A 26,333-nucleotide genomic window follows, 5' to 3' on the forward strand; every position below is an offset into this window, starting at 1 on the left:
GGGGGGGGCCGCGCCCCCCACCCCGCCACGCGGCCCCGCCCGTCCCGCTCCCCTTCTCCTCCTCGGCCGCGCAGCGAGGTGCCGCACCCCCATGAACAGACCCCCCGCTTCTTCCGGTTCCGCACGATCCCCCCGCGCCACGGCCGTCGCCGCCGGCGTGGTTGCCGTCTGCCTTCTCGCGGCCGGCTGTTCGGGCTCCGACGGGTCGGACTCCGCCATGGGCTCCGCCGCTGCCGGCACCGCCCGGCTCAAGGTCGCCCTGATCACCCATGGAGCCAAGGGCGACGACTTCTGGGAGCGGGTGCAGATGGGCGCGCGGGCCGCCGCCGCCAAGGACAACATCGAACTGACGTACGCGAGTGACCCCGATGCCGCCGCCCAGGCCGATCTGGTGCGCGACGCGGTCAGGGACAAGGCCGACGGGATCGCCCTGACCCTCGCCAAGCCGGAGGCGATGAAGAGCGCGGTCTCGCGGGCGAAGGCGGCGGGGATACCCGTGGTCGGTCTCAACTCGGGTATCAGGGCCTGGCGTTCCACGGGCGTGCTGGAGTTCTTCGGCCAGGACGAGAGCACCGCCGGCCGGGCGCTCGGCTACAAGCTGGACGCGCTCAAGGTCAAGCACACCCTCTGTGTCATCCACGAGCAGGGGAACGTCGGGCTGGAGGCCCGCTGCGCCGGTGTCAAGAAGACGTTCGCCGGCAGGACCGACAACCTGTACGTGAACGGAACCGACCTGGACGAGGTGACCGCGGTCATCACGGCCCGGCTGAAACAGGACCCGAGCATCGACGAAGTCGTCACGCTGGGCGCGCAGTTCGGGCTCTCGGCGGTGAAGTCGGTGGGCCAGTCGGGCAGCAGGGCGAAGATCGCCACCTTCGACCTCAACAACGACATCGTGAATGCCGTCAGGAACGGCGACGTGCAGTTCGCCGTCGACCAGCAGCCGTACCTCCAGGGCTATCTCGCCGTCGACTCGCTCTGGCTGTACAAGTCCAACGGCAACTTCAGCGGCGGCGGATCGAAGCCCGTACTCACCGGGCCGGCGTTCGTCACCAAACGGAACATCGACGACGTCGCCAGGTTCGCGGCCGACGGCACCCGCTGACGTCACCCGGTCCGCGCCTGCCGGTCCCCTCCGGCCCCCTCCGCGGTCATTCCGTATCCCCTTCCGCCCCGCACCCGAATCCTCTCGCGCGGCAACCGTCGTACAACGGCTGCACCAAGCTTTGGGGGCTCATGGCGCGTACGTTCGCTTGTACGGATAGCATCCTGCGGACCCTGACCTGTTCCGCCATCAGTTCCGTTTCCCCCCGTCAGTCGCCGTCCCCCACCTGCCATGTCCCCCTTCCACCCACCGCTGATCGCCCTAGGACGACGATGCCTAAACGCAAAGGTGCCCGGCGCCGGCTCGGCTCCATACGGCTCTCGCTGATCCTGCTCGCGCTGGTTCCCACCGTCACCCTCGCCGCGATGTGGGGTGTGACGACGGTTCAGATGTTCTCGGAGGGCCTGCGGCTGCGGAACCAGACGCAACTCAGCAGGGCGACCGGTGCCATGGGCACGGACGCCACGCTCGCGCTGCAGAAGGAGCGCAGTCTGTCGGCCGAGTGGCTGGCCTCGCCCAGGGGTGATCGCACCGCCCTCGACGGGCAGCGCAAGGCGACGGACGCGGCGGTCGCGAAACTGGTCGGCCAGACCAGGGCCATCCAGGAGGCCCCCGACCGTATCGGGGACCGGATGTACTCGGTCATCGCGGCGACGGGCAGCCTGGAGTACTACCGCGGGCAGGTCGACCATCTCACCGACATCTCCGCCCACCAGGTGCTGGACCAGTACTCGTCGATCATCGACAACCAGATCCACTCCTTCCAGGAGCTCTCCCAGGTCGACGACGGCGACCTCACCTCACAGGCCGGCCCCCTCGTGTCGCTGGAGCAGGCGGCCGAACTGGTCGCCCAGGAGGACGCCCAGCTCATGGTGGCCTGGCCGTCGGGGCATTTCGACCAGCCGGAGTGGGAGGACTACGTCCGGCTGGTCAGTGCCCGGCGCTGGGTCGTCGAGGACCAGCTGATCCAGTCCCTGAGCGGCTCGGCGAAGGCCCGCACCGAGGCGATCCTGCGGAGCCCCGCCTGGCACACCCTGACCGCCATCGAGGACCAGGTGCTCGCGTCGGGCACACCCGGCGGCGGTGCCGAACAGAAGATCACCCTGCCCCGCCGGCAACAGCAGTGGTCCACGGCGTTGACCGCGGTGAGCGTCCAGTACGGCTCGCTCATCCAGGACGAGACCCACGGGCTGCTCGACCGCAGCGCCGACGAGGCACGGTCGCTGCTGCTCAAGGCTGCCGCGCTGAGCGCCGGAGGACTCGGCGGGCTGCTGCTGTGCATCGCCCTGTCCTGGCGCATCACCCGGTCCCTGTCCCGCCGGCTGCGCGGGCTGCGCGTGGCCACCCTGAGTCTCGCCGAGGAGCGGCTGCCGGACGTGGTGGCCCGGCTCAACCGGGGCGAGACCGTCGACGTCGAGTCGGCCACCCCGCCGCTGGACTACGGCCACGACGAACTCGGCCAGGTGGCCCAGGCGTTCAACGCCGCGCAACGCACCGCAGTACACACCGCGGTCGAACTCGCCGACACCCGGCGTGGCTTCCAGAAGATCATCCTGGGCATCGCGCGGCAGAGCCAGAACCTGATCAACCTCCAGCTCACCAAGCTGGACGCGCTGGAACGCGCCCATCAGGACCCGGAGATCCTCAAGGGCCTGTACGAACTCGACTCCACGGCCAGCCAGTTGCGCCGTTACGAGGAGAACCTCGTCATCATCAGCGGTGAACGGCCCGGCCGCAGCTGGGCCGAGCCGGTCGCGCTCATCGACATCCTGCGCAGCGCCGTCGGGGAGGTCGCCGAGTACCAGCGGGTCGAGGTGCAGACCGAGGAGGACGTGTACCTCGCGCCGCCGGCGGTGGCCGACGTCATCCATCTGCTGGCCGAGCTGATCGACAACGCGACGGCCTACTCGCCCGCGCCCAGCCCGGTGGGGGTACGGACCGCGTTGGTCGCCAAGGGGCTGGCCATCGAGATCGAGGACCGCGGTCTCGGCATGTCCGAGGAGGACTACGCGTCCTTCAACGAAAACCTCGCCCAGTCCCCGAAGTTCGACGTGGTGGCGCTCGCCGACGACCTGCGCCTCGGCATGTTCGTGATCGCGCGCCTCGCCGTCCGGCACGGCATCCAGGTCACGCTGCGGTCCTCGCCGTACGGCGGTACGACGGCGATCGTGCTGATCCCGCACGAGGTCGTCGTACGCGAACTCGCCGCGCCCGACACGGACTCGGCCATGGAGGAAGCGACCGCGCAGGCGCCCGGCCAGGTCGCGGCGGAGCGCGCGCCGCACGAGCGCACCCGGGAGCCGCAGCCCGCCCCGGCCCGCGTCCGGACCCCCGACGCCGCTTTCGCGCCCCGGCCGGCCGCCCTCGTCGGGGCGGGCCGCAGCGGTGAGCGGAAGGCCGAACAGGGCGGCGCCGCGCGGAAGGGCGGGCTCACCCCGCTGCCGCGCCGGGTGCCGCAGACCAGTCTGGCCGCCGAACTGCTGGAGGACGTCGAACCCGACAGCCTGGCGGAGGACGCGCTCGACGAGTTCTCGGCGGAGCGCGCGGCCTCCTCGCTCGCCGGTTTCCAGCGCGGAACCCTCCAGGCCCGTGACGACGACGCCGAAGAGCAGTACCACCATGGGGAGGACATCGCGCCTCAGGAACCCGACGCACAACTCCCTGACGCAGGCACTCCGGTCACCTCGACTCCGCCCGCAGACCGCTGATGAAGGACAGAGAAATGACACGCCCCACCCCCGCCACGCACACCGAGCTCGACCAGTTGCTCACCGGACTCGTGGACCGGGTAGCCGAGGTCAACCACGCCGTCGTGCTTTCCGAGGACGGACTGGTCGTCAGCCGGTCCACGGCGTTCCTGCGCGACGACGCCGAGCGGCTCGCGGCGACCGCGTCCGGGCTGATGAGCCTCAGCAAGGGCGTCAGCATGGACTTCCGGGGCGGCCCGGTGCGCCAGGCGCTGATCGAGATGCGCAACGGCTACCTGATCCTCACCGCCGCCGGCCCGGGCGCCCATCTCGCGGTCCTGACCAGCCAGGGCGCGGACGTCGGCGTGGTGGCGTACCAGATGAACATGCTGGTGAAGAAGATCGGTGAGCACCTCAGCGCGGCCCCGCGTGCCGGGGTCGCCGGCGCGGCCGGCGAGTGAAGTGAGCGGAAGCGACGCGGCCGGCCGTCTCGTACGGCCGTTCACGCTCACCGGGGGGCGCACCCGGCCCAGCCGCGCCGACTTCACACTGATCACCTCGGTGACGGCCGTGGATCCGCAGCCCGACGGGGCCGTGCGGCCGCAGCCCGAGCATGCCCGGATCCTGCGGCTGTGCGCACGGCCCGTGGTCGTCGCGGAGCTCGCCGCCCACCTCGACCTCCCGGTGAGCGTGGTCGTCATCATGCTGTGCGACCTGCTGGAGGCCGGCCGGATCACAGCCCGGTCCCCGCGCCACATCTCGCGCACCAGGGACATGGACCTGCTCCAGAAAGTGAGGGACGGCCTTGGCCGGCTCTGACCCGACCGTGAACGGGACCCCGGCGCCCGACTCGGTCAAGATCCTCATAGCCGGCGGCTTCGGCGTGGGCAAGACGACGATGGTCGGCGCGGTCAGCGAGATCGTGCCCCTGCGCACCGAGGAACCCCTCACCGCGGCCGGCCTCGGCATCGACGACCTCGACGGCATCGAGGAGAAGAAGTCCACCACGGTGGCCCTCGACTTCGGCCGTATCACCCTCAGCCGGGAACTGGTCCTGTACCTCTTCGGTACGCCGGGACAGCAGCGGTTCTGGTTCATGTGGAACGACCTGTCGATCGGCGCGCTGGGGGCCGTGGTCCTCATCGACGTACGCCGGCCTGAGTCGAGCTTCGCGGCGATCGACTTCTTCGAGCGGCGGGACATCCCGTTCGTCGTCGGGGTGAACGGCTTCCACGGGGAGCATCCGTACGAGCCGGAGGAGATCCGGGAGTCGCTGGCACTGCCGGCGCACACGCCGGTGCTGCTGTGCGACGCGCGGGACCGGGAGTCGTGCCGGGACGTACTGATCGCGCTGATCGACCAGTTGATAGCCGCGGCGGCTTCGGGCGGGACGGGCGTCCGCTGATCGCCGCCGCGAACCTCAGCGGCCCGGATCCCCCCTCACCTCACTTCACAGGCAGTACCGGACCAGCCACTCGTCCGCGTTGTACGTGTCCTTCGCCGGATCCGGCACCGAGGCAGGCTGCGCCCCCACCATGTCCTCGAGGCGGATCCGCTCCGGCAGCTGCCCGAAGCGGGCCTGGCGAACCGCCTCGGCGGTCTCCGGAGCCTCTGTTTCGATCTTCGCCTGGTACGTCATCCCGATCCCCGTTCACTTGGAGCCGACGGTACGTCCAGCGTACGGGGCGTCCGTCTATTCCGCGTGGGCCATCAGCAGCCCCGCGAGGAGCGCGGTACGGGCGGGGACGTGATCCAGCAGCACATGTTCGCCGCGTGCGTGCGCACCTCCGCCCACGGGACCGAGGCCGTCGAGGACCGGACGTCGCAGCGCGGAGACGAAGTTGCCGTCGCTCGCCCCGCCCACGCCGGTCTCACGGATCGTCAACCCGAGCTCGGCCGCCACCGACTGCGCCTGTTTGAACAGGAGTTGGGAGGCCGGCGTCGGCACCATCGCCGGCCGGTTCCAGCCCCCGGAGACCGACACCCGTACCCGTGGGTCGGAGGCCGTGAGGGCGGCCAGTGCGGTGTCGACGCGGGCCGCCTCGGCGGGGTCGGCGATGCGTACGTCGACACCGCAGCGGGCGTCTCCCGCGATGACGTTGCGTCCCGTACCGCCGCTGATCACACCGACGTTGACCGTCGTGCCGAGTTCGGGTGAGCCCAACTGCGCCACCTGGGTGACCAGTTCGGCCAGGGCGTGCACCGCGCTGGCGCCGCCGTACGGATCGAGGCCCGCGTGTGCCTCCACCCCTTCCACGGCCACCTCGAAGAGGCCGACGCCCTTGCGGGCCGTTTTCAGGTCCCCGTCGGGACCCGCCGCCGGCTCGCACACCAGCGTGGCCGCCGCGTGCTCGCTGAGCCGCTCGATGTGCGGCCGGGAGAACGGGCTGCCGATCTCCTCGTCGCCGTTGAGGAGCAGGCGTACCGTCGGGCGCGGCAGATTCCGTTCGCGCATCAGGCGCAGCGCCCAGACCGCCTGCACCAGGCCGCACTTCATGTCGAAGGCGCCCGGCGCGCTCACCCGGCCGTCGTCCGTCACGGTGAACGGCCACTCGGCGAGGGTGCCGACCGGCCACACGGTGTCGTAGTGGGCCAGAAGCAGCACCGTCGCCTCGGACGTGCCCCGGTAGAGGAGCTCCAGGACGTCGCCGTGTTCACCGCCGTCGTGGCGCACGGTGTCGTCCGGCGGGCCGAGTCGCCGGTGCGCCCAGTCCTCGATGGCGGCGAGACCGGCGGACAGCAGTTCCTTGTCGTCGCTGGGGGTCTCGTACTCGACCAGCGCCCGCAGGTCGTCGGTCATCTCGGGCAGGGCGGTGCGGGCCAGGGACATGATGTCGTGCAGCGACACGGGCAGCTCCTCGGACGACGTGGCAAACCCGGTAGCTACCCACAAACCCGGGGAACCATGGCCGCGGCCGCCGGTGAACGGCGCTGGGGCCCTGCCGTCTCACGGCAGGACCCCAGCCCCATGTCGCGTCCCGGTGCTCAGCCCTCGTCGGCCGTCAGCCGCAACGAGATGCTGTTGATGCAGTACCGCTGGTCGGTCGGGGTCGGATAACCCTCACCCTCGAACACGTGCCCGAGGTGCGACCCGCACCGCGCACACCGCACCTCGGTCCGCACCATGCCGTGGGTCCGGTCCGACAGCAGTTCCACCGCGTCGGTGTCCTTCGGGTCGAAGAAGCTCGGCCAGCCGCAGTGCGACTCGAACTTCGTGTCCGAGGTGAACAGTTCGGCACCACAGGCCCGGCAGGAGTAGACGCCCTTCGCCTTGGTGTCCGTGTACTCACCCACGAAGGCGGGTTCCGTGCCGGCCTGACGCAGGACCGCGTACTCGGCCGGCGTCAGCTCCGCACGCCACTGCTCGTCCGGCTTTTCGACGTCGTACGACATGAAGCTCAGCCCCTTACTGCGAAGTCACTGCGGAACCGCGAATGTCACCGCGCCAGGCGGTCCAGGATCCGCGGGCCCAGGTCCGTCACATCACCCGCGCCCATGGTGAGAACGAGATCACCGGGCTTCGCCATTCCCGCGACGGTTTCGGGCACCTCCGCCTTGTCGGACAGGGCCGTCACGTCGGCGCCCGCGGCCCGCGCCGCGTCGATGATCAGCGTGCTCGTCACGCCGGGGATCGGGTCCTCACGGGCCGGGTAGATGTCGAGGACCACCGATGCGTCCGCCAGCGCCAGGGACTGCCCCATTTCCTTGCCCAGCTCCTGGGTACGGGAGAAGAGGTGCGGCTGGAAGACGACCAGGATGCGCGCCTCGCCGACCGCCGCCCGCATCGCCTCCAGGTCCGCCGTCATCTCGGTCGGATGGTGGGCGTAGGAGTCGATGACCTGGACGCCCGCCGCCTCGCCCTTCAGCTGGAGCCGCCGCTTCACACCCGTGTACGAGGCCAGGGCTGGGGCCAGCTCACCCGCCGGCACGCCCAGCGCGACGCCCGCCGCCAGCGCGGCCACCGCGTTGTGCGCGTAGTGCCGGCCGGGAACCGACACCGTGAAGGTGAGCGGAGCCCCGTCCAGCTCGACGGTCACCTCACTCTTCAGCCCCTGCGGTACGACGGACAGCACCCGCACGTCCGCGTCCGCCGACTCCCCGTACGTCACCACCCGCACGGAGTCCGGCAGGCGCCGCGTGAGCTCGCGGGCGCCCTCGTGGTCGGCGGAGATCACCAGGGTCCCGCCGGGGACGATCCGGCCCGCGAACGTCTCGAAGGACTCGTAGATCTCGTCCATGGAGGCGTAGTTGGCGTGGTGGTCGAGTTCGACGTTGAGGATGATCGCGACCTCGGGCGCGTACTTGTGGAAGCTGCGGTCCGATTCGTCCGCCTCGGCCACGAAGATGTCGCCGTCGCCGTGCAGGGCGTTCGAGCCGGGGGCGTCGAGGTCGCCGCCGATCGCGTACGAGGGGTTCAGTCCCAGCTCGCCCAGCGACACCGCCAGCATCGACGTCGTGGTCGTCTTGCCATGGGTGCCGGCGACCGCGATCGGCCGCAGGCCGTCCATCAGCCGGGCGAGCGCGTCCGAACGGTGGACCACGGGAATGCCCAGCTCCGCCGCCCGCGCCAGCTCCGGGTTGTCCGCGCGGATCGCGGAGGAGACGACGACACAGGTGGCGTCGTCGGCCAGATGCCCGGCCGCGTGCCCGATGTGCACGGTCGCGCCGAGCGCGCGAAGCGCCGCGGCGGTCTCGGACTCCTTGGCGTCACTGCCGGCCACGACGGCGCCACGCTGCGCGAGGATCTTCGCGATCCCCGACATTCCGGCGCCGCCGATGCCGATGAAGTGCGGTCGGTCCATGGCGGAAGGAAGGCCGGGTGCCATGTGCGTTTCTCCCCAGATGCGGTACGAAGCTGAACCCCCAGCCTATTGGCCACGACTGGCAGCACTTAACGAGGGACGCGGCGGACACCCACCCAGGGGCGCGGGGCTGTATCGATATGCGGCCCCGCCGCGTGGGCGCGACCAGCCACAGCGGACCCGCACCCGAAGAACTACGCCTTGCTGTGCGAGAACAACTTCAGCACCGGCACTCCCACCTTGTGCCGAGCCCGCGAGGCCCAGTCCCGGTGGAAGAACTCCTCCACGTAGTGGGGATCGGTCAGCACGATGACCTCGTCCGCCTCGATCTCGTCCACCAACCCCCGCAACGCGTCGAGCGGATGATCCTCGACGATCTGCCCGTCCGCCTCGTGCCCCGCCACCCGCAGCGCGGCCAGCGACACCTCCAGCGCCTTCTCCCCCATCGCCGTCGCGTCATCGCCCTCGGGGGTCTCCCCTTCGTGCGCCGCCTCGTCGAGCTCGCCCAGGGCGATGTCGTCGATGGCCCGCAGCAGCCGGTCGGCCTGATCACCACGGGGCTGGAGCAGTACATGGAAGGCCACCCCCTCCTCACCGTGCAAGGTGGTGACGAACTCCACGTCGGCGGATGTCAGGGCCTTCTCGATCATCAGTACGCTTGTGAACACGACAGGCGCCCTTCTCCTCCGTGGGCCGTTCGTAGGCCCCTGCTGAAACCAGCCTGCCCCGTGATCGCACGAGGGCTGCGAAATTTAGTGTGCCCAGCGAAAGTCAAACGGAACGAGAGGTTCCGCATCGTGTCGGTACGACGGGGCCTCCACGGGTCAGGAGCGGCGATACCGGCTGAACAGGAAGCCGGCCTCCTCCAGCAAGGACACCAATTCGAAGTGCCGGGGGACCCCCACCGAGGGCCCGCCCGAGATCCGCTGGGCGTCCCCCACGGTGAGCATCGGGGAGATCGTCAGGCACAGCTCGTCGAGCACACCGGCCGCCACCAGTTGCCCCAGCAGCCGGGGCCCGCCCTCGGCCAGCAGCCGGTGGTGCCCCAGGTCGGCCAGGGCCCGCACGGCGCGCGCCGGGTCCACACCCATGCCGTCACCGGCGACGACCACCTGGGCGCCCGCCTTCTCGGCGGCGGCGACCTTCTCGGGCGCGGCCGCGGCGCCCGTGAGGATCAGGGTGGGAACGAGGGGCGAGGTGAACAGCGGGAGCGAGTAGTCCAGTTCCAGACTCGCGCTGACGATGGCGACCGCCGCGACCTCCGCCTGTCCGGCCGCCTCCCGGGCCGCGGCGAACTCCGCACGCGCGCGTACCGGCCGATAACCCTCCTGGCGTACCGTTTCCGCACCGACGAGGACCACGTCCGCCAGTTGCCGCAGGGTGCCGAAGATCCGCATGTCCGCGGCTGACGAGATGGGCTGGGAGCGACCGTCGTGCTGGGCCGCGCCGTCGAGCGTGGACACCATGTTGGCGCGCAGCCAGACTTCCTGGCGCCCGTTCGTCTGTTCGGGGTAGGCATAGGCGGCGGCCAGCTCGTCCAGGCTCCACTCGCGGTCGGCCGCCCCGGCACCCCGGGGTGGACCACCGGCGTCACCGGCATCCACGGCCCCTCCTGAGGCCTCGGCCGCTGTCTCTTCGGTCACAGGGAACAGGCGTCGCATGCCAGGCAGTCTGGCACGGCACCGAGGGCCTGTCCGGGGGGCCGGACCCGGGATCACGGGGTCCGGCACATCCATTCACCCCGTTTGTCAGGATTTTTGACTCCATCGCCTCCGCACCCGGCCGTCGCTTGACGGGAGAAGACCCCCGCGCCCCACCGCCGCCCACCGCCCCTCCGGACCGACTGGGCCCACCGGACAGGCCCTAGCATGGTGAACCGTGCACACCACCGCCACTGGCCCCCATTTCGACCCGATAGCCGCCACGGGCCCACTGTCGCTGTGCGTGCGTGAACCGCACGTCCCCGCAGACCGGCTGGTCGCCGAGATGGTGCCGCCGCCCCGGTTCGACTCGGTGCGCTTCGATACGTACATCCCGGACCCGAACCAGCCCAGCCAGCCCGAGGCCGTGCGGGTCCTCGACGGCTTCGCGGCCGGCCTCGGCGGGGCGCACGCCCTGGGGGGCGGCAGGCGGGGGTTCTTCGGGTTCGGGAAGGCCAGGGCGTCCAAGGTGCCGGCCGGTCCCCGTGGCGTCTACCTCGACGGCGGTTACGGCGTCGGCAAGACCCACCTCCTCGCCTCCCTCTGGCACGCGACCCCGGCCGAGCCCGCGCTCAAGGCCTTCGGCACCTTCGTGGAGCTGACGAACCTGGTCGGCGCCCTCGGCTTCCAGAAGACCGTCCAGACCCTGTCCGGACACCGGCTGCTGTGCATCGACGAGTTCGAACTGGACGACCCGGGCGACACCGTCCTCGTCTCGACCCTGCTGGGCAAACTCGTCGACGCGGGCGTCGCGCTCGCCGCCACCTCGAACACCCTGCCGGGCAAGCTCGGTGAGGGCCGGTTCGCGTCGGCCGACTTCCTGCGCGAGATCCAGGGCCTGTCCGCCCACTTCCGCGCGCTGCGCATCGACGGCGAGGACTACCGCCACCGGGGACTGCCCGAGGCCCCGGCGCCGTACTCCGAGGAGCAGGTGACCAAGGCGGCGTACGCCACCGAGGGCGCGTCGCTCGACGACTTCCCGCACCTCCTCGACCACCTCGCGCGCGTGCACCCCAGCCGCTACGGCGCCCTCACGGACGGGCTGCGGGCCGTGTGCCTCACCGACGTACGGCCGGTTCCCGACCAGTCGACGGCGCTGCGGCTCGTCGTGCTCGCCGACCGGCTGTACGACCGCGAGGTGCCGGTGCTCGCCTCCGGGCTGCCCTTCGACCAGTTGTTCAGCGAGGAGATGCTGAACGGCGGCTACCGCAAGAAGTACTTCCGCGCGATCTCCCGGCTGACCGCACTGGCCCGCGACGCCAAGGGCCTCGTGCAACACGCCTGAGGCCGTTGCCCGCCAACCAGATGAACCAGCGCAGGTCAAGGGCTAGTTCGCGCCATCCCACCCACGCTTTTCACGCTCTCTTCAGCACGAAACGTTAAGTTAACCCTGCAAACAAGTTCGCAGGGTTAACGTGTTTCTTGACCAGCGATTGACCATCCATTTACGCGTTCGAGAGCCGCGAAGAGCCTGGAGGGGGGCACATGTTCCGTGGCGCCACGGCCCGCACGGTGATTTCACTCCTCGCCGCCGCCCTGCTGACCCTCCAGTTCTTCGCCCCCAGTGCGTCCTTCGCATCCGTGCACACAGCCCGTCACGTCGAGGCCAAGACCGAGCCCAGAAACAAACCTCGGGTGGAGGCCCTGCGCGACGAGCACGTCACCTGCGGTGATGACGGTCGCTCCGAGCACCCCAGCTCCCCCCTGCGTATCCGCGACCGGCATCGCCTCGTCCACGCGGGTCCCGAACTGCCCGAGCGCCCGCCGCTCGCCCTGGACCCCGCCGCTCCGCACGAACCGGAAACGCGCGTCACGCCTCTCCATCAAGCACCCAGATCGCTGACCGCGCACACCCCGGCCACGCTCCAGGTGTTCCGCTGCTGACAGCGGACCCTCCCCACCCCCCACGCTCTGTCATGTAAGTCCGACGCGCCATCGAGGCGCGCCAGGAGGAGTCACCACATGCAGCCCCTCATCGAGAACGCCCGTACCTTCGGACAGCGCCCTGAGGAGTTCGCCGAACTGGCCCAAGGCCAGTCCCCCCAGGTGCTGTTCATCACCTGCTCCGATTCCCGAGTCGTGCCGGCCCTGATCACAGGCGCCAGGCCCGGAGAGCTCTTCGAGCTGCGCACCGCGGGCAACATCGTTCCCCCCTACGCCTCCGCCAGCCCCACCGGCGAGGCCGCCACCATCGAGTACGCCGTGGAGGTCCTCGGCGTCAGCGACATCGTGGTCTGCGGCCACTCGCACTGCGGTGCCGTCGGCGCCCTGGTGCGCGGCGACGACCTCACCGCCGTACCCGCCGTACGCGACTGGCTCGCACACGCCGCCGACGAACCCGGGGCCTCGTCCGACACCGACGACCCGACGGTCGCCTCGGCCGTCCAGAACCACGTCCTGACACAGCTGTTGCGGCTGCGCTCCTACCCGTGCGTGGAACAACGCCTGGCGAAGGGTCAACTGCGGTTGCGCGGCTGGTACTACGAGGTGCACACCGGGTCCGTACGCGAACACCACGACGCCACCGACGCGTTCGAAGCGCTGTGAGGGCCGCCATGACCATATTTGCCAAGGCCCCTCATCTGCGGCAGGACTTCGCCGCCTCGCTCGTCGTGTTTCTGGTCGCCCTGCCGCTCTGCGTGGGTGTCGCCGTCGCCTCCGGCGTACCGGCCGAACTCGGCCTGATCACCGGCATCGTGGGCGGTATCGTCACCGGGCTCCTGCCGGGCAGCAGCCTCCAGGTGTCCGGGCCCGCCGCCGGCCTCACCGTGCTGGTCTTCGAGGCCGTGCGGGAGCACGGGCTGCCCGCGCTCGGGGTGATCGTTCTCGCCGCCGGGCTGCTCCAGGTCACCATGGGCGCCCTGAAACTTGGGCGCTGGTTCCGGGCCATATCGGTGTCCGTCGTCGAGGGCATGCTGGCCGGAATCGGGCTGGTGATCATCGCCGGGCAGCTGTATGCGGCAGCCGGGCTGAAGGCGCCGGCCGCCGGACTCGACAAGATCATCGGACTGCCCGACGCCGCCGCGAAGGCGGTCGGGAGCACCACCGCGCTGACCTCGCTCGCGGTCGGCGCGGGCACGATAGCCGTGATCGTGCTCTGGCAGCGGCTGCCCCAGAAGGTGCGGGCGGTGCCGGGGGCACTCGCCGCAGTGGTCCTGGCGACCGCCGTCACCCTCGTCTTCGACCTGCCGGTGGGCACCGTCGAGGTGAAGGGCCTGCTGGACGCCGTCCAGCTGCCCGGGCTCGGCGCCTTCGGGGAACTGGCGAGCCTGAGCGTGATCGGCACCGTCGTCGCGTTCACGCTGATCGCGTCCGCCGAGAGCCTGTTCAGCGCCGCCGCGGTGGACCGGCTGCACGACGGCCCGCGCACCCAGTACGACAAGGAACTGCTGGCGCAGGGCGTCGGCAACAGTGTGTGCGGTCTGCTGGGCGCGCTGCCGATGACCGCGGTGATCGTGCGCAGCTCGGCGAACGTCCAGGCGGGTGCGCGGACGAAGGCGTCCCGGGTGATGCACGGTGTGTGGCTGCTGCTGTTCGCGGCGCTTCTGCCCGGCGCGCTGGCGCTCATACCGCTGCCCGCGCTGGCGGGCATACTCGTCCACGCCGGCTGGAAGCTCATCCCCCTGCGCGGCGTTGTCTCGCTCTGGCGTGAGCACCGGGGTGAGGCGCTGATCCTGGTGGTCACGGCCGTGGCGATCGTGTCGGTGAACATGTTCGAGGGCGTGCTGATCGGTCTCGCCCTGTCCGTGGGCAAGACCGCCTGGGAAGCCTCGCACCTCAAGCTGGAGGTCATCGACAAGGGCGCCGGGCCCGTCCAGGCGCATCTGTCGGGCAACGCGACCTTCCTGCGGCTGCCGAAGATCCTCGACAGCCTGGAGGCGCTGCCCCAGGACCGGCCGATAGAGCTGGACCTGTCGGGCCTGCACCACCTGGACCACGCGTGCCGCACGGCCCTGGAGAACTGGGCGGAACGGCACAGCGCGGCCGGCACGGAACCCGTCAGGATGATGACGACCACACCGTAAATCTCCGCGTAAGCCTCCGCGTATGCGGCTGCCCGGTCCGGGGCTCGACCTGAGCCCCGGACCGGGCATATCGTTTGTTAAGGGTGCCTACAGGCACGTGTCGGACGGCTGCGAGAGGTCGTCGCCATGCTTCAGGAGCTGCTGGTCGCGGGCGTAGCAGCCGCAAGCGCCGCGCTTGTCTACGTCGGGGCGGCGGCGCGGGTCGTCAAGCAGTACGAACGCGGGGTCGTCTTCCGGCTCGGCCGCCTCACCGGAGACGTACGGCCGCCCGGTTTCACGCTGGTGGTCCCGTTGGCGGACCGGTTGCACAAGGTCAACATGCAGATCGTCACGCTGCCGATCCCGGCCCAGGAGGGCATCACCCGGGACAACGTGACCGTGCGCGTGGACGCGGTCGTCTACTTCAAGGTCGTCGACGCGGCGAACGCGATCATCCAGGTCGAGGACTACCGGTTCGCGGTCTCGCAGATGGCGCAGACCTCGCTGCGGTCCATCATCGGCAAGAGCGACCTGGACGACCTCCTCTCCAACCGGGAGAAGCTCAACCAGGGCCTGGAGCTGATGATCGACAGCCCGGCCATCGGCTGGGGCGTGCAGATCGACCGGGTCGAGATCAAGGACGTCTCCCTGCCGGACACGATGAAGCGCTCGATGGCCCGCCAGGCCGAGGCCGACCGGGAACGCCGGGCGCGGGTCATCAACGCGGACGCCGAGCTGCAGGCCTCGAAGAAGCTCGCGGAGGCCGCCGGGGTGATGTCCGAGCAGCCCGCCGCGCTCCAACTCCGGCTGCTCCAGACGGTGGTGGCGGTCGCGGCCGAGAAGAACTCGACGCTCGTCCTGCCCTTCCCGGTGGAGCTCCTCCGATTCCTGGAACGGGCCCAGACCCAGCAGCCGCCTCCGGACGGATCACCCGAGTGAGGCACGCTACGCGCGTGGTTCCCGGGGCCCGGACTCTCCTGGGTCCGTAACGGTCGCCCCCTGAAGAGAACATGGCGGGCAGGCCATAATCTGTCCGCCATGAACGTTCCGGGGGACCTGATCGACGGCCGTTTCGAGCTGCTGGAGCGGCTCGGCAGTGGCGGGATGGGCACGGTGTGGCGGGCCCGCGACGTCGTGCTGCACCGCGAGGTCGCGTTGAAGGCGGTACGGTCCGACGCGGCGGCGACCGATGTCGTACGGGAGCGGGTGCTGCGCGAGGCGCGGGCGCTCGCCCGGCTCAACCACGCACATGTGGTGACGGTCCATCAGATCATCGAGGAAGACCCGCATCCCTGGATCGTCATGGAGCTCGTGTCCGGCGTCCCGCTCGACAAACGCCTGGAATCGGGCCCGCTGACACCGGTGGAGGCGGCGCGGATCGGCGGCCAGGTACTGGAGGCGCTGCGCGCCGCGCACGCCGCGGGTGTCCAGCACCGGGACGTGAAACCGGCGAACATCCTGCTGCGCCACGACGGGAGCGCCGTCCTCACCGACTTCGGGATCGCCGCGCTCCAGGGCGCGACGGCCCTGACGATGACCGGCGAACTCATCGGCTCCCCCGAGTACATCGCCCCGGAACGCATCCGCGGCCCCTCCGACGACCCGGCGTCCGACCTGTGGTCCCTGGGGGTCGTGCTGTACGTGTGCGTGGAGGGCGTGAGCCCCCTGCGCCGCGAGACCTCGCTCACGACACTGGCCGCGGTCCTGGAGTCCGACGTCCCGCCGCCGTCCCGCTCCGGCCCGCTGACCCCCGTACTCGAGGCGCTGCTCGAACGGGACCCGGCGGCCCGCCCGGACCCGGCCCGTCTGGCGGCGATGCTGGAGCGGGCGGCGGCGGGCGAGACCACGGGGTCCGTCGAGCGGACGCTGACCGCTCCCCGGCCCGAGGGGCACCTCGCGGAGGGCTCAGGGCGGCCCCTGCCGTCGCCGTACCGCCGTAACCGGGTCGTCCTGTCCGCCGTACTCGGGGTGGTCGTCGCCGTCGCCGCTCTCTTCGTCACCCTGCGCGTCCTCCACGGGAACACGACGGACGGCGACCGGGGCCCGGTGGCCGGTTCGGGAACCTCGCCGGCCGCGCCGGCCGGCCGCTGGATCGCCCAGCTCCACTCCGAGCCGGTCGGCTCCGGGACCGCCGTCCGCGACGCCCGGCTCGCCGAGGTCAGGAAGTCCGTACCGGAGGCGGTGCTCGTGCGCAGCGACACGTACGCGTCCCTGCGCCCGGGTTACTGGGTGATCTACGCTCCCGGCCCGTTCGCGGACGGCCGTGCCGCCGTGACCTTCTGCGGCGAGCGCGGGCTGACGACCCCGAACACCTGCATGGGCCGGTACCTGAGCACCAGCGCCGCCGACTTCGCCGACCAGTGTTTCCCGCCCGCCACCAGTCCCACCGGGCACTGCACGCGCCGGTAGCCGCCGGGTCCTCCCCGGGCGGGCCCGTGAACAAGGCCGCCGGGCTCGCCGACCCCGCCCGTGGCTCAGGCCAGGGCGCGCCTCCTCGCCCCGTACGCGACCGGCCTACGCTGGTGACATGAGTGACGAGCCCGAGGTGTACGCGGAGTGTGTGCTGTGTCGGGAGACGACCGAGTATCCGGCGTCCCGGAAGGGGATCACCCTGTGCCCCGTGTGTGAGTGGCAGGAGGCGCAGCGCACCGCCTGTTCAGGGTGAGCGGCGTGAGGTGAGGGCACAGGCCACGGCGGTCGCCGCCAGCGTGAGCAGCGCTGCCACGGCCAGCGGCAGCAGGGGCACCGGGACGTTGCCCGAGCGCGAGCCGGTCACCAGGGACGTGATCGCCGACTTCGCCGGGGATCCCGTCACCACCATCGCCAGCAGCGCGCCGAGCATCATCGCGGGGACCGCCCGGCCGGGGGAGCGCAGCAGTGGCCAGGTCGTGAGCGCGCCGACGGCCGTGCCGAGCAGGGCGCACACGAGGGCCGCGAGCAGTCCGGCGGCCCCTGCCGGGAGCAGTTCCACTCGTACCTGGTGGTCGGCGCTCGCGGGGTCGCTGATCAGGGTCACCAGGACGGTCGCGACCGTGCCGAGCCCCGCGGCGGCGGCCAGTGCCACCAGGAGACAGGCGAGGTGCGCCCGCCCGGGACCGGCGGCCGCGGCGACGGCGGCGCGGGCGGCGGGCGGCTCATTGGCCGCGCAGATCCGCACCAGCCAGGCGGCCACCGGCAGAAGGGCCGCCGAGGCGTACCCGAGCGAGTCGAGCACCGGCTGCCCGCCCTGCACCCCGACGCCCAGGAAGACCGCGTACAGGATGAACGGCGGCAGCCAGCGCTGCGAACGGACGAGCAGGTCGGCCTGGTAACGCAGGAGGGCGGTCATCGGTGGCTCTCGTCCGTGGCGAGGGGGGCGGCGGGTACGTCGGCGGGTGTTTCGGGCGTTGTGGGGCTGACGCTGACCACGTGCCAGGGCGGGCGGGCCGTGAGCAGGGCGCGCAGTACGACGTCCGAGTGGGTACGGGGGACGGTGAGCCGGTGGCCGCCCGGCGCCTCGGTCTCCGTGCTCGACGCAGTCCACTTCAGCGCCTCGGCCGGGGGTACCGCGCCCGGCGGCCCCTGGGCCTCGACGACCAGGTGGGGGCCGCCGGGTACGGGTGAACCGGCTTGTGCGGTACGGCGGTCGAGGCCGCCCTCCGTCACGGTGTAGGTCGCGTCGGGCACCCCCGCCAGGCGGCCCGGGTCATGGTCGACGAACACCACCGAGGCGCCGGACGCGGTCCGTTCGGCGACGACCCGCTCCAACTCGGCCCGGGCGGCGGTGTCGAGGCCCGTCCACGCCTCGTCGAGGACGAGCAGCTCGGGGTCGGCGAGCAGGGCCTGCGCGACGGCGACCTTCTGGCTGCTGCCCTTCGACAGCTGTGCCATGGGCGTCCGGGCGTACGCGGCGGCGCCGAGCCGCTCCAGCCACTCGTCGGCGGCGCGGGCGGCGGCCGTACGGGACAGTCCGTGCACGGCGCCCAGATGCGTGAGGTAGCCGTGGGCGGTGAAGGGGAGCGTCGCCGGGAAGCGTTCCGGGACGTACGCGGTGCGCGGGCGGCCGCTGAGGGTGCCCTCCGTGGGGGCGTCGATGCCGGCGAGGACGCGCAGGAGCGTGGACTTGCCGGTGCCGTTGGCGCCCTCGATACGGGTGAGGGTGCCGGGCGTGAGCGTCAGGTCGACGCCGCGCAGGACCCAGGGGCCGCGTATGCCGTAGCGGCGGCCCACCCCGTCAAGTCGACGTTCCTGGCGCATCCGGCCTCCGTCCTCTCCCCCGGAAGAACCGATCTTCCGCCTGGCAGACTGAAGGACGTGAACAATGACCCGGCCGTTCCCGGCGACAGCCCTTTCCGCTCCGAACCCTCACCTCGCGACGACGCCCCCCAGTTCGTCCTCCCCCTCGTCGCCCGGATCGAGAAGGCCGGGCCGCCCGCTCGTACGGACGCGTTGGAGACCGCCGCCAGGGCCGTTCTCGTGATCCTCGGGGACGAGCGGTCGGCCGATGAGGGTGAGTGGGCGCAGGTCATGCGGGACTGGCAGGACGCCCGGATCCGCAAGGTCGTGCGGCGGGCGCGGGGCGCCGAGTGGCGGCGGGCCGAGGCGCTGCCCGGCATCACGGTGACCGGCAAGTCGGCCGAGGTGCGGGTCTTCCCGCCCGTTCCGCTGGACGGCTGGCCCAAGGACCTGGCCCGGCTCCAGGTCTCCGGCACCGATCTGGAGGACCCGGAGCCGCCGCTCGACGCCGATCCGACGGTGCCTGTCCTGTGGCTGAACCCCGAGCTGGACATGTCGGCGGGCAAGGCGATGGCGCAGACGGGACACGGCGCTCAGCTGGCCTGGTGGGAGCTGTCGGACGAGGCGCGGGCTGCCTGGCGCGACGCGGGCTTCCCGCTCGCCGTCCGTACGGCGGAGCCGGCACAGTGGCGTGAACTCACCTCCGGCGACCTCCCGTTGGTCCGAGACGCCGGTTTCACGGAGATCGCGCCCGGTTCGGCGACGGTGGTCGCCGATCACCGTCCCCTGGGCCGCCCAGGATTCAAACATCTTCGTTGAACATCACCGGGTTCTCCCGCGTACTTCCTGTCGCTGGCCATGCAACACCTGCCCAACGACCAGTTGGTTCCCCCGGGAGGCTCCTTTGCCGCGCTTCAACCACTCGGCCCTCGTCATCGCGGCGCTGACGACCACCATCGCCGCGCTCTCGTTCCCTGTGTGGTCGTACGCCGACCGATCCGGCACTGGAATGGCCAACGTGGCCTCCGGCACGGTGAACACGCAGTGGGGTCCGCTGACCGCCTCCGACCGCGACCTGATCGTGCGCGTGCGGCTTGCCGGGCTGTGGGAGCTGCCCGCCGCGGAGAAGGCGATGGCGCGCTCCAAGAGCGCCATCGTCAAGGACGCGGCGGACCACCTGCTGGTGGGCCACGCGGACCTCGACGAGCGGGTGCGCACCGTCGCGACCCAGCTCGGGGTGGCGCTGCCCAACGAGCCGAACGCGCAGCAGCAGGGCTTTCTCGCGCAGATGGACGCGGCTCAGGACGGGGAGAACTTCGACCGGACGTGGGCGAACCTTCTGCGGTCCGCGCACGGCAAGATCTTCCCGGCCATCGGCGCGGTGCGGAACCAGACCCGCAACACCCTCGTGCGGCAGCTGGCGACGGACACCAACCAGACCGTGCTCGACCACATCACGATGCTGGAGAAGACCGGCCAGGTCGACTTCGACGGCATCGCCAACGGCACGATCTGACATCTGTCGGCGTACAAGGGCCGAGGTCTCGACCCAGGCCCGCCCCCACCCGACGTCCCGATACGCCACACGTATCTCCCTCACTGGCCAAGTGACAGTCCCCAACGACCAGTTGGTTTCCCCCGGGAGGCTTCTTTGCCCCGCATGAACGGCTCGATCCTCGTCGGCCTGGCGATCGCAGGCACGATCGGCGCCCTCGCGTACCCCGTCGTCTACTCGTACCCCCACCGCGACGACGCCGCCAAGGCTGCCGCGGTCACCGGAGAGACGGTGAACACCCAGTGGGGGCCGCTGACCGCCACCGACCGCGACCTGATCGTGCGCGTGCGGCTGGCCGGGCTGTGGGAGCTGCCAGCGGGGCAGCAGGCGATGACGCGCTCAACCAACCCCGCCGTGAAGGAAGCCGCGAACCACCTGATCGTGGGCCACAACGACCTCGACAAGCGGGTGCGGACCATCTCCGCGCAGCTCAACGTCCCGCTGCCCAGCCAGCCGAACGACCAGCAGCAGGGCTTCCTGAAGGCGATGACGGACGCCTCGGCCGCGGACTACGACAAGGTCTGGGCGAACCTCCTGCGGACAGCGCACGGGAAGATCTTCCCGGCCATCGCGGCGGTGCGGAACCAAACCCGCAACACCCTCGTGCGGCAGCTGGCCTCGGACGCCAACCAGACCGTGCTCGACCACATCACGATCCTGGAGAAGACCGGCCAGATCGACTTCGAGGCCATCGCCGCAGGCGCCGCCGGTCCGAGCGCCAGTCCGACCGGCCCGCCGCCGCCGGTCGCCGGAGTGCTGCCGCCCGCCGCGCCCCCGGTGGAACCGACCGGCAACACTCCCGGGAAGTCGAAGCCGTCGCCGACGACCCCGGGCGTGGTCAACACCAACCGGCCGGAGGCGAAGGACCCCAACACCGTCGTTCAGGGCGGGTAGGGGGCCCGGAAGCTCAAATGTTGCTCTGAAGGTCTCCCTGGCGGGGTTCGGCCCCGGTGACCGGGGCCATCACTCCGTGGACCGAGAAGGTCGGAGAAGGTGAGACACGATGAAACAACAGCAGCGACAGCGGCCACTGGGGCGACTGGGTACGGGCATCGGGTGGCGGCCGGAGATCGCGGACGCCGTGGAGGCCATGCCGGGCATCGACTGGGTCGAGGCCGTGGCCGAGAACCTCTGCCCGGGGCACCTGCCCGAGTCGCTGCTGCGGCTGCGCGAGCGCGGCGTGACAGTCGTCCCGCACGGTGTCTCCCTGGGCCTCGGCGGCGCCGACCGGCCCGCCGAGGACCGGCTCACCGCACTCGCCGAGCGGGCCGAGGCGCTGGGCTCGCCGCTGGTCACCGAGCACATCGCGTTCGTCCGGGCGGGCGGCGCACTGACCGCGTCCCCGCTGCTGGAGGCCGGGCATCTGCTACCCGTCCCCCGCACCCGGGACGCCCTCGACGTGCTGTGCGAGAACGTCCGCATCGCCCAGGCGTCGCTGCCGGTGCCGCTCGCCGTCGAGAACATCGCCGCGCTCATCGCCTGGCCGGGCGACGAGCTGACCGAGGGCCAGTTCCTGTACGAACTGGCGGACCGGACCGGCGTACGTCTCCTCATCGATGTCGCCAACCTGCACACGAACCACGTCAACCGGGGCGAGGACCCGGCGAAGGCGCTGGCCGAGCTGCCCGTCGAGGCCATCGCGTACGTCCATGTCGCGGGCGGCTTCGAGCGGGACGGTGTCTGGCACGACAGCCATGCCCACCCCGTCCCGGACGCCGTTCTCGGCATCCTCACGGACCTCGCCTCCCGGGTCACCCCGCCCGGTGTCCTGCTGGAGCGGGACGACAACTTCCCCGAGGCGGGCGAGCTGGAGCGGGAACTGGGCGCGATCCGGGGGGCATTGGAGCGGGCTTCGACTCCGGAGCCGGCCGAGGAGGCGTCCACCGTCGGCGACGCGGGCGGCTCGTCCGACGCCTCGGACCTCGCCTCCGCCCGCCAGCGCCTCGCCCTCGCCGAGGCCGCGCTGCTCTCCGCGCTCGTCGCGGGGACGCCCGCGCCGGAGGGGTTCGACCGGGTCCGGCTCGGGGTGCAGTCGCGGGCGCTCGGGGCGAAGCGGGCCGATGTCGTGGCGAAGGTCGCGCCGGAGCTGCCCGAGATCCTCGGGGCGGACTACCGGCCAGCCTTCCTGGCGTACGCGCACGGGCACCCGATGTCCGACGGCTACCGGCGCGACGCGCTGGACTTCGCCGCGCATCTGCTGTTCGGCGGGCAGTCGGGGCATCCCGAGAGCGTCGCCGAGACGGACGCGACCGCCGCGGCTTCCGGCATCCTCGGGAACGCGGAGAGCCGGCGGCTGTTGCGCGAGTGGTGGCTGGACCGCTCGGGCCCGGCTCCGCGCTCCCAGCGCCCCAACGGCCCGGCTGGCCCGGGCCACCCGCCGCGTACTCCTGCGCCGTTGACGGGCGGGGGCGGTCAACTCGCGTGAACTGTGCGGGGATTAACAGTGCCACCCGGCACGGCGCACTGAGCCGACGCGTTTGTCGGCGTTTCGGGAGGTATGCACGAGGCCAGCGCTCCCTCATCCGGCGTCCGCCCCCTCCCCCCGCAGCCACCTCCGCTCGTACCGCAGTTGGCGTAGGGCCCGCAGTAGAATGCCTCCTCCGTGCCCGAAGCGCATTAGCGTGCGGTGCCGCAACAGGAGGCAAGGCACCATGCGATCCATCCAACGTTCCGGTCTCGGCGGCACCGGGCTCATCGTCGCGGGGCTGGCGGCGACCCTCGTCGCGCTGGTCTTTCCGGTCTGGTCGTACACGGACCGGTCCGGGACCGGTGTGGACGTGCTCAACGCGCAGACCGTGTCGACCCAGTACGGTCCGCTGTCGGCGCTCGACCGCGAATTCCTCACCAAGGTCCGGCTGGCGGGGCTGTGGGAGCTGCCCGCCGGCCAGCTGGCCCAGGAACGCGGCACCACCGAGGCCGTACGGCTCGCGGGCCGGCATCTGATCGAGGGGCACACGTTCCTCGACGAGCGCGTCCGGGACGTCGCCTCGCGCCTCAGCTTCGAACTGCCCAACCAGCCCAGTGAGCAGCAGCGCGGGTGGCTCAGCACCATGGACGCGGATCACGGCGAGGACTTCGACCGCGCGTTCGCCAACCTGTTGCGGATGGCCCACGGCAAGGTCTTCTCCGTCGTCGCGCAGGTCCGCGCGAGCACCCGTAACTCCCTGGTCCGCACCCTCGCCGACGACGCGAACAGGACCGTGCTCGACCACATCCAGGTCCTGGAGGCCACGGGATACGTCGACTTCGACGCCCTCGCCCAGGACATGGCCGCCGCGAGCACTCCGCCGCTCACCAACTCCCCGGCCCCGCCGGGCCCGGTGCCCACACCCACGCCGGCGGTGCCGGTGACGCCGTCTCCGGTCACGACCTATCCATTGCCGCCGGCCGCGAGCAGCCCGCCGCCGGAGGTCGGGGAGGTCGTCGGCGTCACGGAGCCCGCGACACCGGCGGAGCCGTCCGAAGCGCCCTGATCCGGCCACCGCCCATACGGCACGTACCGGCCATACCTCGTCCGTATCCTGAAAGCCCATGGCGTTCCCGGCACCCTTCGCATAGAACAGCGGCATGTTCTGGTCCTTCCTCCTGCTGCTGGCCTGGATCGCCGCCGGTACGGCGTGCACCCGGCTGTGTCTGGCCGCCGCCCGCGCGGCTGCCGCCGACCCGGACGCGGGCCCCGGCGGACGCGGGCGTGACCTGACGCTGTACGAGGCCGCGTTCCTGTCCGGCGGACCGGCGCGCGTCGCCGATCTCACGCTGGTGTCGATGGCCCGTCAGCGACGGCTGCTGCTCGCCCACACCGGCTGGGCGACCGTCGTGGACCCCAGCGGGCGCGACGAGATGGAACGGTCGGTGATCGGCGCGATCGGGCCGGAGGGACAGTCACGCATCGCTCCGGTACGGGCGGCCACGGCCGGCACGGAAGCCGTCCGGGGGCTCGCGGACCGGCTCGTCGCGGCGGGCCTCGCCGTACCCGACGGGGCCAGGCGCGGGATCGCCTTCGCGGTCCGCCAGGTGCGGTCCGCCGCGCTGGCCGTCGTCGCGCTGGGCGCGGTCGCCCTGCTGGTGCCGGGGCGGGGCACCGTGCCGCGCGACCTGGTCGCCCTCTGGTTCGCGCTCCCCCTCGTCCTCACCCTGAGCTGCCTCGCCATCGCGCGGATCGAGGTCCACCCGTACTCGCGCTGGGCGTCACCGGCCGGGCAGCGCCTCCTCACCGCCCTGACCCGGCGGACCAGGACCGGCGGCCCCCACGGCGCCGGCGACGAGCGGACATACCTGACCTCCGTCGCCGTACTCGGCGTCCGCGCGGTCGGCGAACCCGGGCTGCGCGCGGCCTTCGCGCACCGGAAGACACCGCACACCCCGCGCGAACGGCTGCGCTGACCGCCTCCCCCCGCTGCCCCGGCGCCCCGGCGCCCCGGGAGTGTGCGGGGGCGCACAGGAGTGCTCGCGGCGACACGGGCGACCGGTGCTTGCCTTCGCCTAGCGGCGCCCGAAACATCCCTTCCGTTGCCACCGAAGGGATACGCGATGCGAACTGCCGCCCTCTATACGGCTGCCGGGTCCTTGCTGCTGACCACTCTGGCCGCCGCCCCGGCGGACAGCGCCCCCGGCCTGCCCGACCGCCCGGGAGGCCCCGGCTCGGCCGAGTTCCGGGGGTCCGTGCTGGCCGCCGCGCGCGCCGGGGCGGCCGGTATCCGCTTCGGGAAGTGCGCGGCCGAGGAGGAGCTGCCCGACAGCGTGCGCTGCGGCACCGTCACCGTGCCGCTCGACTACGCCCACCCCGACGGCAAGCAGATCAAGCTCACCGTCAGCCGGACCGAGGCGACCGGCAAGGACCCGCGCGACCCCGAGCACAAGGTCCCCCACCAGGGCGCCCTCGTCTACAACCCGGGCGGCCCCGGCGCCTCCGGCATGTTCTTCCCGATGATCGGGTTCATCCCGGAGTGGAAGCGCATCGCGGGGGCGTACGACCTGGTCGGGTACGCCCCGCGCGGGGTGGCCCGCTCGGCGCCGATCTCCTGCAAGGACCCGAAGCGCTTCTTCAAGGGGCCCACGCAGGCGCCGATGCACCCCTCTGAGGCGTACAAGATGGAGCGTGTCGCGGAGGCGAAGGCGTACGCGCGCGGGTGCGCCGAGCGTTCGGGCGACGCGCTGCGCCACTACCACTCCCTCAACAACGCCCGTGACCTGGACGTCCTGCGCGCCGCGCTCGGCGAGCACCGGCTGACCTTCATGGGCGCCTCGTACGGCACCTACCTCGGGGCGCTGTACGCGACGCTGTTCCCCTCGCACGTACGGCGGATGGTGTTCGACTCGGTGGTGAACCCGGACCCGAGCCAGATCTGGTACGGCGACAACCTCGACCAGTCGGCCGCGTTCGAGAACCGCTGGGCGGACTTCCGGGCGTGGGTCGCGCGCCACAACGACGTGTACGGGCTGGGCGCCACGCCTCAGGCGGTGCTGCGCAGCTACGAGAAGGCGGCGGCGCGACTCGCCGTAGAGCCGGCCGGCGGGAAGGTGGGCCCGAGGCAGTTGCAGGGCGCGTTCCTCCAGGCGGGGTACTACGACGACTACTGGCCGCACCGCGCCCACGCCCTGGCCGCCTACCTCAAGGGCGATCCACAGCCGCTGATCGACCAGGCGGCGCCGGTGACGGAGGCGGCCGTCGAGGCGGAGAACGGCAACGCGGTCTACACGGCCGTCGAGTGCAACGACGCGCCCTGGCCGACGAGTTGGCAGGTCTGGGACCAGGACAACACGCGGCTCGCCCGCACGGCGCCCTTCGAGACCTGGGACAACGCGTGGATGAACCTGCCGTGCGCCTACTGGCCGGCGCCCCGGCAGACCCCCCTCGATGTGCGGACCGGGCCGGGCGATCTGCCGCCGGTACTGATCCTGGCGGCCGAACGGGACGCGGCGACGCCGTACTCGGGCGCTCTGGAACTGCGGCGCCGACTGCCCGGCTCGGCCCTGGTGACCGAGCGGGGCTCGGGCACACACGGCATCGCCGGCGGCCCGAACCAGTGTGTCAACGACTACCTGGACGCGTATCTGCTGGCGGGCCGCCTGCCGGGGCGGAGCGCGGACTGCGCCCCGCACGCGGAGCCGCGGCCCGCTGCCCGGGTCGACCGTTCCCAGAAGGAAAAGGCCGCCCAGGCGTCCTGAGGCGGGCGGGCGCCGTCAGGCGAGCGCTTCGACCAGTTCGGTGACCGGCTTACGGCGACCGGTGCCGCATCTCCCGGGGGCAGCCCCCGGACCCCCG

General features: G+C 71.6%; 26 protein-coding genes. 18 read left to right on the forward strand and 8 right to left on the reverse strand.

The genetic code is table 11. The annotated features are described in order from the left end of the window. Positions 1-91 precede the first annotated feature (91 nt). The 5 genes from ADL01_RS38625 to ADL01_RS38645 all read left to right on the forward strand — a co-directional run bounded on the left by ADL01_RS38625 (position 92) and on the right by ADL01_RS38645 (position 5,197). Positions 92-1,105 (forward strand): substrate-binding domain-containing protein, encoded by a 1,014-nt coding sequence (locus ADL01_RS38625; protein WP_053746756.1) that lies wholly within the window; start codon positions 92-94, stop codon positions 1,103-1,105. A 272-nt stretch (positions 1,106-1,377) separates the two neighbouring features. Further along, on the forward strand, positions 1,378-3,813 hold the full coding sequence (locus tag ADL01_RS38630; RefSeq protein ID WP_053746757.1) for a nitrate- and nitrite sensing domain-containing protein: 2,436 nt from the start codon (positions 1,378-1,380) through the stop codon (positions 3,811-3,813). A 14-nt stretch (positions 3,814-3,827) separates the two neighbouring features. After that, positions 3,828-4,253, forward strand: coding sequence for a roadblock/LC7 domain-containing protein (locus ADL01_RS38635; RefSeq protein ID WP_053746758.1), 426 nt, complete (start codon positions 3,828-3,830; stop codon positions 4,251-4,253). A 1-nt stretch (position 4,254) separates the two neighbouring features. Continuing rightward, complete coding sequence (locus ADL01_RS38640) at positions 4,255-4,611, forward strand: DUF742 domain-containing protein (protein WP_053746759.1); 357 nt, start codon at positions 4,255-4,257, stop codon at positions 4,609-4,611. After that, entirely contained in the window at positions 4,598-5,197 is a 600-nt protein-coding gene (locus tag ADL01_RS38645) for a GTP-binding protein (protein WP_053746760.1), read from the forward strand. Before ADL01_RS38640 ends, ADL01_RS38645 begins: the two co-directional genes overlap by 14 nt. A gap of 45 nt (positions 5,198-5,242) precedes the next feature. On the opposite strand, the gene ADL01_RS38650 is transcribed toward ADL01_RS38645, so the two are convergent. The 6 genes from ADL01_RS38650 to ADL01_RS38675 form a co-directional block, all read right to left on the reverse strand. Beyond that, on the reverse strand, positions 5,243-5,431 hold the full coding sequence (locus ADL01_RS38650; RefSeq protein ID WP_053746761.1) for a hypothetical protein: 189 nt from the start codon (positions 5,429-5,431) through the stop codon (positions 5,243-5,245). 54 nt (positions 5,432-5,485) lie between these two features. Continuing rightward, entirely contained in the window at positions 5,486-6,640 is a 1,155-nt protein-coding gene (locus ADL01_RS38655) for a M20 family metallopeptidase (RefSeq protein ID WP_053746762.1), read from the reverse strand. A gap of 137 nt (positions 6,641-6,777) precedes the next feature. Then, a complete protein-coding gene (gene msrB / locus ADL01_RS38660; protein ID WP_053746763.1) occupies positions 6,778-7,185 on the reverse strand; it encodes a peptide-methionine (R)-S-oxide reductase MsrB in 408 nt (135 codons plus the stop codon). A gap of 44 nt (positions 7,186-7,229) precedes the next feature. Continuing rightward, positions 7,230-8,618, reverse strand: coding sequence for a UDP-N-acetylmuramate--L-alanine ligase (gene murC, locus ADL01_RS38665; protein ID WP_199835096.1), 1,389 nt, complete (start codon positions 8,616-8,618; stop codon positions 7,230-7,232). Between the two features lie 170 nt (positions 8,619-8,788). Continuing rightward, positions 8,789-9,262, reverse strand: coding sequence for an indole-3-glycerol phosphate synthase (locus ADL01_RS38670; protein ID WP_107091113.1), 474 nt, complete (start codon positions 9,260-9,262; stop codon positions 8,789-8,791). Positions 9,263-9,418: 156 nt separating this feature from the next. After that, the gene (locus ADL01_RS38675; protein WP_053746765.1) at positions 9,419-10,255 is read right to left on the reverse strand and encodes a pyrimidine reductase family protein; all 837 of its coding nucleotides are present in this window, start codon (positions 10,253-10,255) and stop codon (positions 9,419-9,421) included. A 217-nt stretch (positions 10,256-10,472) separates the two neighbouring features. On the opposite strand from ADL01_RS38675, the gene zapE reads away from it, so the two are divergent. The 6 genes from zapE (at position 10,473) to ADL01_RS38705 (ending at position 16,707) form a co-directional block, all read left to right on the forward strand. Beyond that, the gene (gene zapE / locus ADL01_RS38680) at positions 10,473-11,579 is read left to right on the forward strand and encodes a cell division protein ZapE (RefSeq protein WP_053746766.1); all 1,107 of its coding nucleotides are present in this window, start codon (positions 10,473-10,475) and stop codon (positions 11,577-11,579) included. A gap of 200 nt (positions 11,580-11,779) precedes the next feature. Then, entirely contained in the window at positions 11,780-12,178 is a 399-nt protein-coding gene (locus ADL01_RS38685; RefSeq protein ID WP_053746767.1) for a hypothetical protein, read from the forward strand. A 78-nt stretch (positions 12,179-12,256) separates the two neighbouring features. Next, positions 12,257-12,841, forward strand: a complete 585-nt coding sequence (locus ADL01_RS38690) for a carbonic anhydrase (RefSeq protein WP_053746768.1) — start codon at positions 12,257-12,259, stop codon at positions 12,839-12,841. Between the two features lie 8 nt (positions 12,842-12,849). Then, positions 12,850-14,319, forward strand: a complete 1,470-nt coding sequence (locus tag ADL01_RS38695) for a SulP family inorganic anion transporter (RefSeq protein ID WP_053746769.1) — start codon at positions 12,850-12,852, stop codon at positions 14,317-14,319. A gap of 126 nt (positions 14,320-14,445) precedes the next feature. Beyond that, positions 14,446-15,237, forward strand: a complete 792-nt coding sequence (locus tag ADL01_RS38700) for a slipin family protein (RefSeq protein ID WP_053746770.1) — start codon at positions 14,446-14,448, stop codon at positions 15,235-15,237. A 99-nt stretch (positions 15,238-15,336) separates the two neighbouring features. Further along, positions 15,337-16,707 carry a serine/threonine-protein kinase gene (locus ADL01_RS38705; RefSeq protein WP_053746771.1) on the forward strand — a complete coding sequence of 457 codons (1,371 nt, stop codon included), beginning with the start codon at positions 15,337-15,339 and terminating at the stop codon, positions 16,705-16,707. 247 nt (positions 16,708-16,954) lie between these two features. Here ADL01_RS38705 and ADL01_RS38710 read toward each other — a convergent pair whose 3' ends face one another. Both ADL01_RS38710 and ADL01_RS38715 read right to left on the reverse strand, forming a co-directional pair. Beyond that, entirely contained in the window at positions 16,955-17,626 is a 672-nt protein-coding gene (locus tag ADL01_RS38710) for a hypothetical protein (protein ID WP_053746772.1), read from the reverse strand. After that, entirely contained in the window at positions 17,623-18,534 is a 912-nt protein-coding gene (locus ADL01_RS38715; RefSeq protein ID WP_053746773.1) for an ABC transporter ATP-binding protein, read from the reverse strand. Before ADL01_RS38715 ends, ADL01_RS38710 begins: the two co-directional genes overlap by 4 nt. A gap of 57 nt (positions 18,535-18,591) precedes the next feature. Here ADL01_RS38715 and ADL01_RS38720 point away from each other — a divergent pair, with 57 nt between their 5' ends. The 7 genes from ADL01_RS38720 to ADL01_RS38750 all read left to right on the forward strand — a co-directional run bounded on the left by ADL01_RS38720 (position 18,592) and on the right by ADL01_RS38750 (position 26,236). After that, positions 18,592-19,332, forward strand: a complete 741-nt coding sequence (locus ADL01_RS38720; RefSeq protein ID WP_053746774.1) for an aminoacyl-tRNA hydrolase — start codon at positions 18,592-18,594, stop codon at positions 19,330-19,332. A gap of 85 nt (positions 19,333-19,417) precedes the next feature. After that, positions 19,418-20,029: a DUF4142 domain-containing protein gene (locus ADL01_RS38725; RefSeq protein ID WP_053746775.1), complete on the forward strand. Its 612-nt coding sequence runs from the start codon at positions 19,418-19,420 to the stop codon at positions 20,027-20,029. Between the two features lie 135 nt (positions 20,030-20,164). After that, complete coding sequence (locus tag ADL01_RS38730; RefSeq protein WP_078961026.1) at positions 20,165-20,962, forward strand: DUF4142 domain-containing protein; 798 nt, start codon at positions 20,165-20,167, stop codon at positions 20,960-20,962. Positions 20,963-21,071: 109 nt separating this feature from the next. Beyond that, the gene (locus tag ADL01_RS38735) at positions 21,072-22,493 is read left to right on the forward strand and encodes a DUF692 domain-containing protein (RefSeq protein ID WP_420719786.1); all 1,422 of its coding nucleotides are present in this window, start codon (positions 21,072-21,074) and stop codon (positions 22,491-22,493) included. Positions 22,494-22,719: 226 nt separating this feature from the next. Further along, positions 22,720-23,541 carry a DUF4142 domain-containing protein gene (locus ADL01_RS38740; protein WP_053746777.1) on the forward strand — a complete coding sequence of 274 codons (822 nt, stop codon included), beginning with the start codon at positions 22,720-22,722 and terminating at the stop codon, positions 23,539-23,541. 94 nt (positions 23,542-23,635) lie between these two features. Continuing rightward, entirely contained in the window at positions 23,636-24,451 is an 816-nt protein-coding gene (locus ADL01_RS38745; RefSeq protein ID WP_053746778.1) for a TIGR04222 domain-containing membrane protein, read from the forward strand. Positions 24,452-24,598: 147 nt separating this feature from the next. Continuing rightward, positions 24,599-26,236, forward strand: a complete 1,638-nt coding sequence (locus tag ADL01_RS38750) for an alpha/beta hydrolase (RefSeq protein WP_053746779.1) — start codon at positions 24,599-24,601, stop codon at positions 26,234-26,236. Positions 26,237-26,333: the final 97 nt, after the last annotated feature.

The organism is Streptomyces sp. NRRL WC-3618, assembly GCF_001280005.1.
In the GTDB taxonomy this organism is placed as follows: domain Bacteria; phylum Actinomycetota; class Actinomycetes; order Streptomycetales; family Streptomycetaceae; genus Streptomyces.

Coding starts and splice junctions, on each gene's coding strand:
- ADL01_RS38625 (WP_053746756.1), top strand. CDS start 92: ATGAACAGACCCCCCGCTTCTTCCGGTTCCGCACGATCCCCCCGCGCC.
- ADL01_RS38630 (WP_053746757.1), top strand. CDS start 1,378: ATGCCTAAACGCAAAGGTGCCCGGCGCCGGCTCGGCTCCATACGGCTC.
- ADL01_RS38635 (WP_053746758.1), top strand. CDS start 3,828: ATGACACGCCCCACCCCCGCCACGCACACCGAGCTCGACCAGTTGCTC.
- ADL01_RS38650 (WP_053746761.1), bottom strand. CDS start 5,431: ATGACGTACCAGGCGAAGATCGAAACAGAGGCTCCGGAGACCGCCGAG.
- msrB (WP_053746763.1), bottom strand. CDS start 7,185: ATGTCGTACGACGTCGAAAAGCCGGACGAGCAGTGGCGTGCGGAGCTG.
- murC (WP_199835096.1), bottom strand. CDS start 8,618: ATGGCACCCGGCCTTCCTTCCGCCATGGACCGACCGCACTTCATCGGC.
- ADL01_RS38675 (WP_053746765.1), bottom strand. CDS start 10,255: ATGCGACGCCTGTTCCCTGTGACCGAAGAGACAGCGGCCGAGGCCTCA.
- ADL01_RS38685 (WP_053746767.1), top strand. CDS start 11,780: ATGTTCCGTGGCGCCACGGCCCGCACGGTGATTTCACTCCTCGCCGCC.
- ADL01_RS38690 (WP_053746768.1), top strand. CDS start 12,257: ATGCAGCCCCTCATCGAGAACGCCCGTACCTTCGGACAGCGCCCTGAG.
- ADL01_RS38695 (WP_053746769.1), top strand. CDS start 12,850: ATGACCATATTTGCCAAGGCCCCTCATCTGCGGCAGGACTTCGCCGCC.
- ADL01_RS38700 (WP_053746770.1), top strand. CDS start 14,446: ATGCTTCAGGAGCTGCTGGTCGCGGGCGTAGCAGCCGCAAGCGCCGCG.
- ADL01_RS38705 (WP_053746771.1), top strand. CDS start 15,337: ATGAACGTTCCGGGGGACCTGATCGACGGCCGTTTCGAGCTGCTGGAG.
- ADL01_RS38710 (WP_053746772.1), bottom strand. CDS start 17,626: ATGACCGCCCTCCTGCGTTACCAGGCCGACCTGCTCGTCCGTTCGCAG.
- ADL01_RS38715 (WP_053746773.1), bottom strand. CDS start 18,534: ATGCGCCAGGAACGTCGACTTGACGGGGTGGGCCGCCGCTACGGCATA.
- ADL01_RS38735 (WP_420719786.1), top strand. CDS start 21,072: ATGAAACAACAGCAGCGACAGCGGCCACTGGGGCGACTGGGTACGGGC.
- ADL01_RS38740 (WP_053746777.1), top strand. CDS start 22,720: ATGCGATCCATCCAACGTTCCGGTCTCGGCGGCACCGGGCTCATCGTC.
- ADL01_RS38745 (WP_053746778.1), top strand. CDS start 23,636: ATGTTCTGGTCCTTCCTCCTGCTGCTGGCCTGGATCGCCGCCGGTACG.
- ADL01_RS38750 (WP_053746779.1), top strand. CDS start 24,599: ATGCGAACTGCCGCCCTCTATACGGCTGCCGGGTCCTTGCTGCTGACC.